We start from the raw sequence: 15,981 nt of genomic DNA on the forward strand, positions 1-15,981 counted from the left end.
TTTTCAATCAAAAATTCAGGTAGGATTAATTTCAATAGCTCTATATACGAATCCAATTCTATGCTTTTTTTTACAAATATCAGAATATTTAATTATTGTTCCCCAGGTTTTGTTCTTGATCCGCTTCCCGGTGTCCCATACTGCGTTAGGGATGGAAGCGGCATCCTTTTGCGAAAAACTTCTTTTTGTTTAATTCAAACATTCTTTCGCAAAAGATACAGCGGACAGCCCGGCCCAGAGGGAAAAGCCATAATTATTTTTACAATCCTGTTAAATTAAGGTCAATTTTAGTTTTAACATAAGCTTGATTAGACTTTTTGTGTTCGAATCTGTATTTTTGTTTGAAATATTTATAAGTTAATTTATGAAAAAGATTATTGTATTGTTGACGCTATTTTTTATCTCAAATATGACCGCTCAGCAACGTCCTAAATTGGTAGTAGGTATTGTGGTTGATCAGATGAAAATGGAATATTTATACCGATTTTCAGATGATTTTTCTCCTAATGGGTTTAAAAGACTAATGAATAATGGGTATACTTTTCAAAATATGCATTATAATTATGTGCCTACATATACAGCTCCGGGTCATGCATCAATTTATACTGGTACTACGCCTGCGACACATGGAATTGTAGGGAACGAATGGTTTAGCAGAAGTCTTGGAAAGCAAATGTATTGTACTGATGACGCTTCCGTAAAGACTGTCGGAGACGGAACTGCAGAGGAAGGTGAAATGTCTCCTAAAAACCTGCAGAGTACAACTATTACTGACGAGGTTAGAATGGCGACAAATTTTCAGGGAAAAGTTATTGGAATGAGCCTTAAAGATCGTGGTGCGATTTTGCCAGCCGGGCATTTTGCAAATTGGGCTTTCTGGTACAGTAAGACAGGTTCTTTTATATCCAGTACATTTTATGGAGAAAAATTACCAGAGTGGGTATCAGAATTTAATAATGAGAAGAATTATCTAAAATACATAAATAAAAGCTGGGATTTGTATAAACCTGCTTCAACATATAATGAAAGTCTTCCGGACAATAATCCTTATGAAGGAAAATTATATGGAAGTTCAGCTCCTGTTTTTCCATATGATTTGAAAACAATGTATGAAAAAAATGATGCTGGAATATTAAGATCGACTCCTTTTGGAAATGATTTATTAGCCGATTTTGCCAAAAAAGCTATTGAAAAGGAAGAGCTAGGAAAAGATAATATTACTGATTTCTTAACAGTGAGTTTCTCGTCTACTGATTATGTAGGGCATTTATTAGGACCACGTTCTATGGAACTTCAGGATACTTATTTACGTTTGGATCAGACTATAGCTGATTTTTTAACTTATTTGGATAAAACGGTTGGGAAAAATAATTATTTACTTTTTTTAACAGCTGATCACGCTGGTGCAGAAAATGTGATTTATTTGAAGGATCGAAAATATGATGTTGATAATTATCCTTCAAAAGATTTTAGAAAGAGCTTGCAGGATTTCTCTGTAAAAACATTTGGAGTAGATTTACTTTTGAATTATTCTAATTTTAATATCTTTTTCAATAAACAAATCATTAAAGATAAAGGTTTAGATTTAGTAAAAGTAAAACAAGCGTTTAAAGAATTTTTAATTTCGTTACCACAGGTTAAAAAAGTATATACAGAAGAAGAAATTTTAGCTAATTCAGGAAATGATTATTATTTGAATTTCGTAGCAAAAGGATATGATGTAACACAGGATGGCGATATAGTTGTAATTGGTAAGCCAGGTGTTATAGAGTATTTACCGACAGGTACATCACATGGTACAGCTTATACTTACGACACACACGTACCAGCAATTTTTTATGGCTGGCATATTAAAAAAGGGGAATCTTATGACAAAAAGGCGATTACTGAAATTGCACCAACGATAGCTCAAAAAATAAAAGTTACTTTTCCTAATGGAACAGAGGCTAAAGTTATGCAGGAAGTTCTGGATGAAAAATAATATTTTTATACAAATTGAACCTGTCTTTGTAAGCTGAGTTTTTTACGTAAAAAAGGCTTTTCAATATCGAAAAGCCTTTTTTTTTATGTGAATTATAAATTATTATTTTAGTAATAACTATGCGTTTGTTAAAACTAATTCTTCATTGAAAGGAAGATTCCATGCTTCGGCAACTCCTTTGTAAAGAATTTTTCCGTTGGCAATGTTTAATCCTTTTCTTAATTCTTCGTTTTCACTACAAGCTTTTTCCCATCCTTTGTTTGCTAATTGTACTGCATAAGGTAAAGTAGCATTTGTTAAAGCCAGAGTAGATGTATAAGGAACAGCTCCCGGCATGTTAGCTACACAGTAGTGAACAATATCATCAATAATAAAAGTTGGATTTTCGTGAGTTGTTGGCTTACAGGTCTCGATACAACCTCCCTGATCTACAGCAACGTCAACGACAACAGTACCTGAGCGCATTAGTTTTAGCATGTCACGTGTAATTAAGTGTGGTGCTTTTGCTCCTGGTATTAAAACTGCTCCTACAATTAAGTCGGCGTCTTTAATAGCTCTTGTAATATTATAGTGGTTTGACATTTCTGTATTTACATTTGCAGGCATAATATCGTCTAATTGACGTAAACGTGGCAAACTTAAATCCATAATGGTTACCTGTGCACCTAAACCAGCAGCCATTTTTGCAGCCTGAGTTCCAACGATTCCACCTCCTAAAACTAAAACTTTTGCAGGAGGAACACCTGGTACACCACCTAAAAGAATTCCTCTTCCTTTTAATGGTTTTTCAAGATATTTCGCTCCTTGCTGAATTGCCATACGCCCTGCAACTTCAGACATTGGAACCAATAAAGGCAAGCTTCGGTCTGTTTTTTCTACAGTTTCATAAGCTAAACAAACTGCACCTTTTTCTAACATTGCGTGAGTTAGTTCTTCTGAAGAAGCAAAGTGAAAGTAAGTGAAAAGCAATTGATCTTTTTTAATCAAAGGATATTCAGAAGCAATTGGTTCTTTTACTTTGATAATCATTTCTGCAATTGCATAAACGTCTTCAATAGTCGGTAAAACTAAAGCACCAGCTTGGGTATATTCTTCATCAGCAAAACCACTTCCTAAACCGGCAGTAGACTGAACGTAAACTGTATGTCCGTGTTTTTTCATTTCAGAAACACCAGCAGGAGTTAAAGCTACACGGTTTTCATTATTCTTAATTTCTTTTGGAACACCTATTATCATAATGTTATGTATTTAGTTTTTTTATAGAGTTATGTTACAAATGTATTAATAGAGAATATATTATTGATAATTAGGCTTTAAATAAGAAAATATTATTTTATTTTATATTTTTACAGAAAAATATTCTTTATAGATTCGTTTTTATTTCCTTAAAAAGAAAAAATGACTGATTTTGACTAATTATAGAAAACGTTTTCGTTATGGCTTTAGATGAAATTGATAAGAAAATATTACGTCTTTTACAGGAAAATGCTCATTACACACTGAAAGATATTGCAAACAAAATAAATTTGTCATTAACGCCCGTTCATGATAGAGTTAAACGTCTTGAAAAAGAAGGTGTTATAGAGAAGTATGTTTCAATTTTAAACAAGAAAAAGCTAGGCAATAATCTAACTGTTTATTGTCAGGTAACTTTAACAAAACAGACGTATGATACCTCGGAAGGTTTTAACCAGTCGATTTTAAATATGCCTGAAGTTGTAGAGTGCAATTATGTTTCTGGAAATTTTGATTATATGCTGAAAATTATCATTCCGGATATGGAAAGCTATCATCATTTTCATCAAAAGAAATTATCCGTTTTACCTGAAGTCTCCTTAATTAATACTGTGTTTGTGATTTCTGAAGTAAAGAGTACAACCGTACTTCCTATTTAAAACAAAAACCACCAGAAAAAATCTGATGGTTTAAGAAATAGTTGGTTTTGGTTTTTATATTAATAGTAAGTGAATCTTCTAACTTTGGCAATATACTTTGCTAAACGAATGACCTGATGACTATAACCATATTCATTATCATACCAAATGTAAAGGATAATATTTTTTCCGTCTTTTGAAACGATAGTTGCATTACTGTCATAAATTGCAGGTGCAGAAGTTCCAACAATGTCGGATGAAACGAGTTCGTTATTTAATGAATATTTAATTTGTTCTACCAATTCGCCTTCTAAGGCATATTTCTTCATTATTTTATTTACAGCAGTTATTGAGGTTGCTTTTTTGACTTCTAAGTTTACAACTACTAATGATCCGTTTGGGACCGGAACTCTAATAGCATTTGAAGTCAGTTTTCCTTCAAGTGACGGAATTGCTTTTGAAACTGCATTTCCTGCTCCTGTTTCAGTAATAACCATGTTTAAAGCAGCGGCTCTTCCACGGCGGTATTTTTTGTGCATATTGTCAACCAGATTCTGATCGTTTGTGTAGGCATGAATCGTTTCCAGATGGCCTTTTGCAATTCCTAAACTATCTTCAACAACCTTTAAAATAGGAGTTATAGCATTTGTCGTGCATGATGCTGCCGAAAAAATAGCTGTCTCATCCGGATTGTATTCTTTATGGTTGACGCCATATACTATATTTGGAACACCTTTTCCGGGTGCTGTCAACAACACTTTAGTGACTCCTTTTGAAATTAAATGTTTTTTTAAATCTTCTTCCGCTGTAAAAGCACCACTATTGTCAATAACAAGTGCATCATTAATTCCGTATTGTGTGTAATCAATTTCTTCAGGGGAGTTTGCATTGATTATGTTTACTGTAGTTCCGTTAATAATTAAAGCATTATTTTTTGAATCTGCAGTAACTGATCCCTGAAAATCTCCGTGAATTGAATCGTATCTTAATAAAGAAGCTCGTTTCTCTAAGATCAAAGGGTCAATTTTATCACGGGTTACAATTGCTCTCAGGCGCAACTGGTTCCCTTTTCCTGTTTTAGACATTAGCTCTCTTGCTAATAGACGTCCGATTCTTCCAAATCCGAATAAAACAACATCTTTAGGCTGAATTTCTTTCGAAGATTTGGCTTTTTTTAATTTATCCATTACAAAATATCTTGCATCAGGATATTTTTCTTCCTCCAGCTGGTATTCATAAGTCAGCTTTCCAAGATCTAATTTCGCAGGTGGAAAATCTAATGATAAGATGACTTTTGCAATTTCAACAGAATCAAAAATACTGATTGGCTTGCCGACAAATTCTCCTGCATATTGATGCAAGTTGATAATATCACTGACATTTTTATCCAACAACTGATTCTTAAATAAAACCATTTCGATGGATTTGTCATACCATAAATCACTGATGACTTTAATTAATTCGACTCCGGCTCTTCTTCGGTCGACTTGTAGAGATACTTCTTTTTGGTACAAAGTTTTGTTGTTCATAATTGATTGAATTAAAAAAATAAAACGCTCACTATTTTAAAATTTTTGGGCAAAACTACTTATTTCAATCGATTTCGTAACTTGTTTTGTGATTTATTTTTGAAAAATAAAAAAGCCACCTTAAATATTTAAGATGGCTTTTGACTATATTTTAATCTAAGTTTAAAACTTTGATATGACTATTTAAATGATAATTCTAAAGATTTCTCCGTTTTTATTGATCATCTCAATTCGGACGCTTTGGCCTTCATCTTTTTTACTTAAAAGTTTAGAAACAGTTTCAACATTTGTTGCTTTGATGTTGTCTATGCTTAAGATAATACTGCCTTGTAATTCGTTTTGGTACTGCATCAAATTTTCATTGGTAATGTTTTTGATTTTCACACCATAATCAACTCTGAACTTCTTTTTGTCGCTGGCATTAATGTTTTCTAATTCAAGACCTTTAAATTCAGCACTGTAAAATTCGTTTTTACTTAATGTTACCGGAATAACTTTAGATTTTCCTTCTCTAATATAAGTTACCTGTACGACATCATTAGGTCTTTTGGTGTTAATGTAGCCAGAAAGATCAGCAAATGTCGAAATATTCTGATTGTCTAATTTTATAATAATGTCACCTTTTGTTAGACCGGCTTTTTGAGCTCCTGATTTAGGGGTAACTTTATTAATATAAAAACCTTGTGTTTCAGTTACTCCTAGTTCTTTTGAAGCAGTACTGTTTAGTTCCCCTCCTTCAACACCTAATATTCCTCTCTGAACATTTCCAAATTCCATTATATCTTCAATAATTTTTCGTGCAATATTAGAAGGAACAGCAAATGAATATCCAACATAAGAACCTGTCATTGAAGAAATCATAGTGTTAATTCCGATTAATTCCCCTCGGGTATTAACCAATGCTCCACCACTATTCCCAGGGTTTACGGCAGCATCTGTCTGGATAAAAGACTGAATTCCGCTTTGGTCTAAATTTCGGGCTTTCGCAGAAACAATTCCGGCAGTAACTGTCGAAGTTAAGTTGTATGGATTTCCAACTGCCAGAACCCATTCCCCAACTTTTACAGAATCGGAATTAGCAAAAGCAGTATACGGTAATTTTTCATCAGAATTGATTTTTAATAAAGCAATGTCCATTTTAGAATCGGTACCGATAAGTTTTGCTGGATAAGATTTTTTGTTGTTTAAAGTGATTTCAATTTCAGAAGCATCCTTGATTACGTGATTGTTGGTCACAATGTAACCGTCTTCAGAAATTATAACACCGGAACCAGTTCCAACCTGTTCCTGCTGTTGTCCTCCTCCATAACCATAGAAAAATTCCATCATCGGATTACTAATGGTTCTTCGGGAAACATTTTTCACGTGAACAACAGTATGTATGGTTTTGTCCGCGGCAGCTGTAAAATCGACAGTTTCTGCTGACAATGCAACGTTTCTTCCAAATGAATTGGGGGCAAGAGTAACAACAGGATTTTCTCTTCCAAATAAAGAATTGTTGCCATCAAATAATAATTTGTAAGCACCAAGAGTAGTAGCACCACTCAATAAGGATACTAAAAATAAGCTTGAAAATCTTTTCATAATTATGATTTATGTTTAGGTTACTAATGTAAAATTAAGGCAAAAAATTATTTTGTAAAATGGTTTAACGCTCTTTAACAATGATTAACATTTCATTAATTAATAGTTTGTACTTTTGTAGTTCTAACAACTAAAAAATGCAAATAGAATTTTATAAATATCAGGGTACCGGAAACGACTTTGTAATGATTGATAACCGTTCAAATTTTTTTCCAAAAGAAAATACAAAACTTGTTGAACGTTTATGTGACAGACGTTTCGGAATTGGAGCTGACGGACTTATTTTATTGGAAAATGATGCTGAAACCGATTTTAGAATGGTATATTACAATTTAGATGGAAACGAAAGTTCCATGTGCGGTAACGGAGGACGTTGTTTAGTAGCCTTTGCTAATCAATTGGGAGTGATCGAAAATAAAACCACTTTTATTGCTACAGATGGTTTGCATCATGCAACTGTAAATGATGACTCTATTGTTTCATTGCAAATGATTGATGTAGATGAAGTTCAAAAAAAGGATTCTTATACGTTTTTAAACACCGGTTCTCCTCATCATGTACAAATTGTAGATGATTTGGAGCATTATAATGTAAAAGAAAACGGAGCTGCTATTCGTTACGGGGAATTGTACGGACAAAAAGGTAGCAATGTCAATTTTGTAAAAAAAGTAAGTGATTCAGAATTTTCACTTCGAACTTATGAAAGAGGTGTTGAAGATGAAACTCTAGCCTGTGGAACTGGTGCTACAGCTGTAGCAATTGCTATGAATGCAACAGGTCAGACAGATAAAACTTCCATTGATATAAATGTTGAAGGTGGAAAACTGGCCGTTTCTTTTGATAAGTTAGGAGAACACTTTACGAATGTTTTTTTAATCGGTCCTGCAAAATTTGTTTTTAAAGGAACGATTGAAATTTAATTTTCAGGTAAAATCTAAAACAAATAATGATAACCCTCAAAGGAGAAAATATCTATCTGCGTGCATTAGAACCTAATGATTTAGAGTTTGTTTATGCTATGGAAAACGACCAGAATATTTGGGAAGTTAGTAATACCAATACTCCATATAGTCGCTATTTAATTCGCCAATATCTCGAAAATGCCCAACAGGATGTTTATGAGGCAAAACAATTGCGTTTGGCGATTTGTCAGGATGAAGATTTCCCGGCTATTGGACTGATTGATTTATTTGATTTTGATCCTAAAAACAACAGGGCTGGAGTTGGTATTGTAATTCAAAATAAGGAAAACAGAAATCAAAATATTGGTTCTGAGGCTTTAGAACTATTAATTAGGTATTCTTTTTACAATTTAAATTTACATCAATTATATGCAAATATTAGTGTAGGAAATGTAGCAAGTAGAGCTCTTTTTACTAAATTTGGCTTTGAACAAACAGGAATTAAAAAAGATTGGATTTTGCTAAATGGACGCTATCAGGACGAAGCAATTTTTCAGTTAATTAACAAACAGATTTAAATTTTAAACTTTGAACTTAAAAAAGATTATCACGATAGTTGCCGTAGCTGTTATTTCAGTTTTAATGATTTACGGATTTATTTTAATTAGCAAAATTTTTAGTGCCAATACCAAATTTCAGGAAAATGAACTTTATGTATATGTTCCTACTGGCGCTACTTATGCAGATGTCAAAAAAATATTAGAACCTTATATTAAGAATTTTGACAATTTTGAGATGGTTGCCAGTAAACGCAGCTATCCGGAAAATGTAAAATCAGGTCGTTTTTTATTGAAAAAAGACATGAATAATATTGATTTAGTTCGTGCAATGCGCTCTAATGTTCCGGTTAAATTGGCTTTTAATAATCAGGAGCGATTGGAGAATTTTGCAGGAAGAATAGGTTCTCAAATCGAAGCAGATAGTTTGTCACTTTTGAAAGCTATTAAAGATTCTACTTTTTTAAAAGAAAATGGTTTTAATGAAGAGAATGTTTTCGCTATGTTTATTCCAAATACTTATGAAGTGTACTGGAATACTTCTGCAGAGAAATTCCGTGATAAAATGATTAAGGAATATCATAATTTTTGGACTGAAGAAAGAATTGAAAAAGCTAAAAAACAAGGTTTAACACCAGTTCAGGCTACAATTTTAGCTTCTATTGTACACAAAGAATCAGTTAAAAAGGATGAAAGACCTCGTATTGCTGGGGTATATTTAAACAGATTACGTTTAGAAATGCCCTTACAAGCAGATCCAACTGTAATTTATGCCTTGAAATTACGTGATAATAATTTTGATCAGGTTATTAAAAGAGTATTTTATAATGATTTGATTATGAGATCTCCTTATAATACCTACGTAAACATAGGACTTCCTCCAGGACCAATTGCGATGCCCGATATTACGGCTGTTGAAGCGGTTTTAAGCCCGGAGAAACACGATTATATTTATTTTTGTGCCAGTATAGATCGTTTTGGTTATCATGAATTTGCCTCAACTTATGAGCAGCACACAATCAATGCAAAAAAATATTCAGACTGGATTGCCAGTCAGGGCGTAACAAGATAGTTTTGAATTTTATAATTTCCTTATTTTTATCGATTTTATTCGTTTTGAGTCTTCAGTCTGTTGAAGCCCAGAATAAAATCGATAATTTTTTTAAACCTTCTGATACTTTAAATATAAAAAGGCAGAAAACTGTTATCATAACAGAGGCTGCTTTGGCCACAGCAACCTTAATTGGTTTAAATCAGATTTGGTATGCTGACTATCCTAAATCTGATTTCCATTTTATAAATGATAATGACGAATGGCTCCAAATGGATAAAGTTGGTCATTTTTATTCGGCTTATCACTTAGGAAGATTTGGTGCTGAAGCACTGAATTGGAGCGGCGCAAGTACTAAAAAACAATTAATTTACGGAGCAGGAGTTGGTTTTGCGTTTCTAACCGCTGTTGAAGTTTTGGACGGATATTCTGCAGAATGGGGCGCATCTTCAGGAGATTTAATTGCAAACGCTGCCGGAACTGCTTTATATATTTCTCAGGAATTACTTTGGAAAGAACAAAGAATTACACCTAAATTTTCCTTTCATACAACCCAGTATGCTTATCAAAATCCGGATAAACTTGGAAAATCCTTTAATGAGCAGGTTTTAAAAGATTATAATGGGCAGACATACTGGCTTTCTGCAAATGTGCATTCTTTTGCTAAACAAACAAAAATTCCAAAATGGTTTAATATAGCTATAGGATATGGAGCAGAAGCAATGTTATCCGGAAATAATAAAAATCAAATCTCTGGTTTTGGACAAAATCCGGCAAGTTTTCGTCAGTTTTATCTTAGCTTTGATGTCGATTTAGCTAAAATTAATATAAAATCGCATTTTTTTAAAACTCTTTTTTCTGTTTTGAACACCATAAAAATTCCCGCCCCAACGCTCGAATATACCGCCAATAAAGGGTTTAAAGGACATTTGATTTATTTTTAAAAATGATAAAATACTGATTATTAGCATTATTTTTAATTTATTACCTTTGCACCGTAGAAATTTCAAAAAGGTGACAGCGTTTTGAAGAAAAACAATTTATGATAAAGAAATGGTATTTTTATGCGGGTCTAGTCGTTATTATTACTTTTTTAAGTTTGGGTTTTAAACCCTTTAGTACTAAAACCAAACCTTGGTTTGTAACAGAAAAAACAGATGGTTCAGAATACTTGTTGCCATCACAAGAAGAGGAAGATTATCCTGCTTCAATTAAATTAAATGTCCCATACACAGGAAATCGTTTTATCGGTTTCAAAGAAGCGATAGCTTTTAAAGAATCTCAAGGGAAGTACAGGAAAGTAAATTCTATTGGGTACATGGGAAAATACCAGTTTGGTTCTAAAACTTTAAGAGCCGTAGGTGTTCAAAATGACAAAGCATTTTTAAAAGATCCTGCTTTACAGGAAAAAGCTTTTATTGCGTTATTATCGAAAAATAAATGGATTTTACGCAATGAAATTGAAAAGTACGAAGGGAAAATTATTGATGGAATCGAAATTACCGAATCGGGAATTTTAGCTGCGGCACACTTAGGTGGTGCAGGATCAGTAAAAAACTTCTTTAAAAACAAAGGAAACAGACATTTCAGGGATGCTTACGGTACTTCTTTAAGGAGTTACCTGAGGGCCTTTGGAGGTTATGATCTTTCTCATATTGAAGCAGACAGTAATGCGACAATTAACGATTAAGACAATTAAAATTAGATTGAAAACTAAAACCCGATATATCGGGTTTTTTTATGCGCCAATTTAATCAATCAGTATTTCTAAAATTTTGATAGCAGTGTCACTGATTTTGGTACCTGGTCCAAAAACAGCTATTGCTCCGGCATCAAATAAATATTGGTAATCCTGCTTAGGAATTACACCTCCTACAATAACCATAATATCATCACGGTCATGTTTTTTTAGTTCTTCAATTACCTTTGGCACCAATGTTTTATGACCGGCAGCCAATGATGAAATGCCTAAAATATGTACATCATTTTCTACTGCTTGTTTAGCAGCTTCTTCAGGAGTCTGAAATAATGGACCAATGTCAACATCAAATCCGATATCAGCATAACCTGTAGCTACTACTTTTGCGCCTCGGTCATGACCATCTTGTCCCATTTTGGCAATCATGATTCTTGGTCGTCTTCCTTCTTGTTTTGCAAAAATATCAGCAAGCTGTTTTGCTTTTCCAAAATTTTCATCGTTTTTAATTGCTTCACTATACACACCACTAACAGATTTTATTTGTGCTTTGAACCTGCCAAAAACACTTTCAAGAGCATCACTGATTTCGCCTAAAGTAGCTCTGTTTCTCGCAGCTTCAATAGCAATTTCCAGTAAATTTCCCTGGGCGGTTTTAGCACAATGAATTAATTTTTCGAGTGATTGGTTTACTTTTTCAGTATTTCTGGTTGTTTTTATTATTGAAAGACGTTCAATTTGCTGTTTGCGAACCATTTGGTTGTCTACTTCTAAAATATGCAAAGGATCTTCCTTCTCTAATTTGAATTGATTTACACCAACAATAATATCTTGTCCGCTGTCAATTCTTGCTTGTTTTTTTGCAGCAGCCTCCTCAATTCTAAGTTTCGGAATTCCGGTTTCAATGGCTTTCGTCATTCCGCCTAATTCTTCTATTTCTTCAATAAGTTTCCAGGTTTTCTCTACCATTTCATTAGTCAGGCTTTCGATATAATAACTTCCTGCCCACGGATCGACTGTTTTGGTGATTTTGGTTTCTTCCTGTAAAAATATTTGAGTGTTTCGTGCAATTCTTGCAGAAAAGTCTGTTGGTAAAGCAATTGCTTCGTCAAGCGCATTGGTATGTAATGATTGTGTTCCTCCAAAAACAGCTGAAGATGCTTCAATACAAGTTCTTGTTACATTATTAAAAGGATCCTGTTCCGTTAAACTCCATCCACTTGTCTGACAATGTGTTCTTAAAATCAACGATTTATCACTTTTTGGATTAAATTGTTTTACCAATTTTGCCCAGATCATTCTTCCGGCTCTCATTTTAGCAATTTCCATAAAATGATTCATACCAATGGCCCAGAAAAATGATAATCTGGGAGCAAATTCATCAATGGTCATACCTGTTGATAATCCTGTTCTGATGTATTCTAACCCATCTGCCAAAGTGTAAGCCAGTTCAATATGAGCTGTCGCACCCGCTTCCTGCATGTGATATCCTGAAATTGAAATAGAATTGAATTTCGGCATTTTCTTACTTGTAAATTCAAAAATATCGGCAATGATTTTCATCGAAGGTGTTGGCGGATAAATGTAGGTATTACGAACCATGAACTCTTTTAAAATATCATTTTGTATGGTTCCTGAAAGTTTGTCGGTAGCGACTCCTTGCTCTTCTGCGGCAACGATATAAAAAGCCATGATAGGTAAAACAGCACCATTCATAGTCATCGACACTGACATTTCATCTAATGGAATCTGATCAAAAAGCACTTTCATGTCTTCAACAGAATCAATAGCAACGCCCGCTTTCCCTACATCTCCCACAACTCTTTCATGATCTGAGTCGTACCCGCGATGTGTTGGTAAATCAAAAGCAATGGATAAGCCTTTTTGTCCTCCGGCTAAATTTCGTCTGTAAAAAGCATTGCTTTCTTCGGCAGTTGAAAATCCTGCATACTGGCGAATAGTCCACGGTTTTCTCACATACATGGTTGCGTAAGGACCACGTAGATTTGGTGCAAAACCTGCGCCAAAATCTAAAAAATCTAATTCCTCAATGTCTTTTTCAGAATAGCTTTTTTTGATTTCGATTCCTTCTGCCGTGGTAAAGTATTCATTGATAGGTTCGGCGTTATCTGTCAGTTCCCCTGACGATTCATTTTTAATATCTAACTTTATATGTTTAAGGTCTTTTCTTATCATTGAAATACTCTTTTGAGTAGTTACCATTACGTTGAAAAATATTATTCGGATTCTAAACGTTGCTGTTCCAGTTTTTCGGCTAATCTTTTTTCAATTATCGGTGTAATTAATGTTTTACGGGGTTTTATTTTCACAAAAGGAAACAATTCTAAATCGTGTTTCATTTTGTCTTCCGGGTTTGGATATTTATTCGTGCCTAGTAAAACTTCTTTTTGAGTATCAAATAGTTGCTGTTCTTTATTGGCACTCTCCTGAATTTTCTTTTTGATGGTTCCATCATTCAACAGTTTTAAAAAACCTCCATTGGCTTCAATATCTTTAAATAAAGCCAGACTTTTTTCGGCTAGTTGAATGGTTAAACTTTCAATATAATAACTCCCATCAGCAGGGTTATCCACTTTATCAAAATAACTTTCATGTTTTAAAATCAACAATTGATTTCTTGCAATCCGGTCGCCAAATTCATTGTCTTTGTGGTATAAAAAATCGTAAGGCAAATTAGCAACAGCATCAGCGCCTCCTAAAATTGATGACATGCATTCAGTAGTGGTGCGCAGCATGTTGACATTGTAATCGTATATGGTTTTATTGCGTTTGGTGGGTGTAACCAATAAATGACATGTAAAATCAGGATTGTATTCGGCTGCAATTAAGTTGAAAAGCATTCGCAAGGCACGAAGTTTTGCAATTTCAAAGAAATAATTAGTTCCTGCAGATATTTGAAATACAATTGGTTTTGTCAAGTCCGGAAAGCGATTCAGATATTCGTTTGCATGTGCCAGACTATATGCAATCTGCTGTGTTATATTGGCTCCGGCATTTTGATACAATCCTGCATCTACGCTTAACAAAGAAAGATTTGTCGTTACTTTTGAAATTTTTTCAATTGTTTCAAAATTATTTTTATCAGATGTTGCAAACCAATTTCCTTCTCTGGCTAAATGACCAATTGGATCTAAATTACAATAAAAAACAGCTTTTTTTTGAATTGAAATTGTATCCATTTTTTTCACGAAATCGATTGAAATAAAATTCAAATTAAAGTAAACGATTCGGTTTTCTAAAGGAAGATTTTCTAATAATTTTTGAATGTCAATGGATTCGTTTTGAATTGTAAAACGTAAACTATCGGCACCTCTTTCAAGAGTATTTAAGGCTCTTTGAATCGATTTTTCAATATCGTAAACAAATATGTTTTGGCAGATTTTAAAATTGGAAGCCTGTGTTTTTACCGGAGCGGTCTTGTAATCCTCGTCGTAATGATAAAATGGCTTAACTTGTATATCTTCGGGAGAATTCCAGATTACGGTTTTGTTGTAATCGGCCCCATCCAGTTCAAACTGAATTTTTTGTTTCCATTGTTTGGAAGAAACCGGACTAAAATCGTCGAATAGGGTAGTGGCCATTGGGTGTTTTTCTAATTATTCTTTTTCCTGAATTGTATCGCCTTCAAATTTGATAATGTATATGTCTTCGCTGTCTTTTTTCATGAAGTACTTTTCGCGGGCATATTTTTCTATTTGTTCAGGGTTTTTGAGTTGTTTGATTTGTTCCTGATCTTTCTTTATTTCTTCCTGATAATAGGTTTTATTGTCTTCAAGCTCATGAATCTGATCGTTTAAAAACCGATGGTCGAAATAAGAATAATTATCTAAAAACAGCATCCATACTATAAAGAAGAGCAAAACCCAAACATATTTATTGCTTAGAAATTTGAACCAGGATTTATCTTTGTATGGATTTTTCATTTTAGTTTTATTTTTAGCCCCGATAGAAGTGAAAATCCTTTTGTGCCGGTGTTCGGCACAAAAGATTACTTCGTCAGTTCGCTATCGCTCGTGTGAAACGGATAGCGGGAAATAGCTCCTTATTTTTAGGGAATAAATTTACAATAAAAATTATGAAATTCGCTGATTAATTACGGCACGAACCACATCAATTGCGACGGTATTGTATTTGTCGTTTGGAATTATAATGTCTGCAAATGCTTTTGAGGGTTCTATAAACTGCTCATGCATAGGTTTTAAGGTGTTTTGATAACGGTTTAAAACTTCGTCAATATCGCGCCCGCGTTCTGAAATATCTCTTTTTAAACGACGGATTAATCTTTCGTCAGAATCGGCATGAACGAAGATTTTGATATCAAACATATCACGTAATTCAGGATTGGTCAAAATTAAAATTCCCTCAACAATCATTACTTTTCGTGGATGTGTAGAAACGGTATCATCAGTTCTGTTGTGCTGGATGAAAGAATAAACCGGCTGATCTATGGTTTCACCTGCTTTTAAGGTTTTAAGGTGTTTTACCAGCAATTCGAAATCTATTGCCCTTGGATGGTCAAAATTGATTAAGGCCCTTTCATCAAATGACAAACTGTGGGTTTCTTTGTAATAGGAATCCTGAGAAATTACCCCAACTTCAGTGTCCGGTAATTCGTTCATGATTTGATGTACTACTGTCGTTTTTCCACTTCCTGTTCCTCCTGCAATTCCAATAATGAGCATAATTTTGTTGTTATAATTTGTTTCGCAAAAATAATAATTTAAGTGAATTGGTTATATGTATTATTCATTTAAACCATATCGGTAATGTTAGTAAACATAAGTGA

Annotated in this window: 15 protein-coding genes; 8 read left to right on the top strand and 7 right to left on the bottom strand. The window is 33.7% G+C overall.

All coding sequences use genetic code 11. The features are described from left to right. Together AAEO57_RS10285 and pafA are read left to right on the top strand one after the other, a co-directional pair. A partial coding sequence (locus AAEO57_RS10285) for a hypothetical protein (RefSeq protein WP_341692230.1) occupies window positions 1-193 on the top strand: 193 nt, incomplete at its 5' end. A gap of 171 nt (window positions 194-364) precedes the next feature. Continuing rightward, window positions 365-1,981: an alkaline phosphatase PafA gene (gene pafA / locus AAEO57_RS10290; protein ID WP_341692231.1), complete on the top strand. Its 1,617-nt coding sequence runs from the start codon at window positions 365-367 to the stop codon at window positions 1,979-1,981. A gap of 117 nt (window positions 1,982-2,098) precedes the next feature. On the opposite strand, the gene ald is transcribed toward pafA, so the two are convergent. Then, window positions 2,099-3,217 (bottom strand): alanine dehydrogenase, encoded by a 1,119-nt coding sequence (gene ald, locus AAEO57_RS10295; protein WP_341692233.1) that lies wholly within the window; start codon window positions 3,215-3,217, stop codon window positions 2,099-2,101. A 200-nt stretch (window positions 3,218-3,417) separates the two neighbouring features. Here ald and AAEO57_RS10300 point away from each other — a divergent pair, with 200 nt between their 5' ends. Continuing rightward, window positions 3,418-3,876, top strand: a complete 459-nt coding sequence (locus AAEO57_RS10300; protein WP_163394545.1) for an Lrp/AsnC family transcriptional regulator — start codon at window positions 3,418-3,420, stop codon at window positions 3,874-3,876. Window positions 3,877-3,935: 59 nt separating this feature from the next. Here the strand turns inward: AAEO57_RS10300 and AAEO57_RS10305 are convergent, their stop codons facing one another. Together AAEO57_RS10305 and AAEO57_RS10310 are read right to left on the bottom strand one after the other, a co-directional pair. Continuing rightward, on the bottom strand, window positions 3,936-5,384 hold the full coding sequence (locus AAEO57_RS10305; protein ID WP_341692238.1) for a glyceraldehyde-3-phosphate dehydrogenase: 1,449 nt from the start codon (window positions 5,382-5,384) through the stop codon (window positions 3,936-3,938). 183 nt (window positions 5,385-5,567) lie between these two features. Continuing rightward, window positions 5,568-6,968 (bottom strand): trypsin-like peptidase domain-containing protein, encoded by a 1,401-nt coding sequence (locus AAEO57_RS10310; protein WP_341692240.1) that lies wholly within the window; start codon window positions 6,966-6,968, stop codon window positions 5,568-5,570. Window positions 6,969-7,105: 137 nt separating this feature from the next. Between AAEO57_RS10310 and dapF the strand changes: the two genes are divergently transcribed. The 5 genes from dapF to AAEO57_RS10335 all read left to right on the top strand — a co-directional run bounded on the left by dapF (window position 7,106) and on the right by AAEO57_RS10335 (window position 11,168). Continuing rightward, window positions 7,106-7,888, top strand: coding sequence for a diaminopimelate epimerase (gene dapF / locus AAEO57_RS10315; protein ID WP_341692242.1), 783 nt, complete (start codon window positions 7,106-7,108; stop codon window positions 7,886-7,888). 26 nt (window positions 7,889-7,914) lie between these two features. Beyond that, window positions 7,915-8,448 carry a GNAT family N-acetyltransferase gene (locus AAEO57_RS10320; RefSeq protein WP_341692245.1) on the top strand — a complete coding sequence of 178 codons (534 nt, stop codon included), beginning with the start codon at window positions 7,915-7,917 and terminating at the stop codon, window positions 8,446-8,448. A 10-nt stretch (window positions 8,449-8,458) separates the two neighbouring features. After that, window positions 8,459-9,499: an endolytic transglycosylase MltG gene (mltG, locus tag AAEO57_RS10325; RefSeq protein ID WP_341692247.1), complete on the top strand. Its 1,041-nt coding sequence runs from the start codon at window positions 8,459-8,461 to the stop codon at window positions 9,497-9,499. Between the two features lie 11 nt (window positions 9,500-9,510). Continuing rightward, complete coding sequence (locus tag AAEO57_RS10330) at window positions 9,511-10,422, top strand: DUF2279 domain-containing protein (protein WP_341692597.1); 912 nt, start codon at window positions 9,511-9,513, stop codon at window positions 10,420-10,422. Between the two features lie 98 nt (window positions 10,423-10,520). Further along, window positions 10,521-11,168 carry a peptidoglycan-binding protein LysM gene (locus tag AAEO57_RS10335; RefSeq protein ID WP_341692250.1) on the top strand — a complete coding sequence of 216 codons (648 nt, stop codon included), beginning with the start codon at window positions 10,521-10,523 and terminating at the stop codon, window positions 11,166-11,168. A 60-nt stretch (window positions 11,169-11,228) separates the two neighbouring features. Here AAEO57_RS10335 and scpA read toward each other — a convergent pair whose 3' ends face one another. The 4 genes from scpA to udk all read right to left on the bottom strand — a co-directional run bounded on the left by scpA (window position 11,229) and on the right by udk (window position 15,877). Beyond that, window positions 11,229-13,370, bottom strand: a complete 2,142-nt coding sequence (gene scpA / locus AAEO57_RS10340; RefSeq protein WP_341692252.1) for a methylmalonyl-CoA mutase — start codon at window positions 13,368-13,370, stop codon at window positions 11,229-11,231. 41 nt (window positions 13,371-13,411) lie between these two features. After that, window positions 13,412-14,776, bottom strand: a complete 1,365-nt coding sequence (locus AAEO57_RS10345) for a methylmalonyl-CoA mutase subunit beta (protein ID WP_341692254.1) — start codon at window positions 14,774-14,776, stop codon at window positions 13,412-13,414. Between the two features lie 15 nt (window positions 14,777-14,791). Next, window positions 14,792-15,118, bottom strand: coding sequence for an FtsB family cell division protein (locus AAEO57_RS10350; protein ID WP_341692256.1), 327 nt, complete (start codon window positions 15,116-15,118; stop codon window positions 14,792-14,794). Between the two features lie 150 nt (window positions 15,119-15,268). After that, the gene (gene udk / locus AAEO57_RS10355; protein WP_341692258.1) at window positions 15,269-15,877 is read right to left on the bottom strand and encodes a uridine kinase; all 609 of its coding nucleotides are present in this window, start codon (window positions 15,875-15,877) and stop codon (window positions 15,269-15,271) included. Between the last annotated feature and the right edge of the window lie 104 nt (window positions 15,878-15,981).

Origin of the sequence: Flavobacterium calami (assembly GCF_038290035.1) — a bacterium.
In the GTDB taxonomy this organism is placed as follows: Bacteria; Bacteroidota; Bacteroidia; order Flavobacteriales; family Flavobacteriaceae; genus Flavobacterium; species Flavobacterium calami.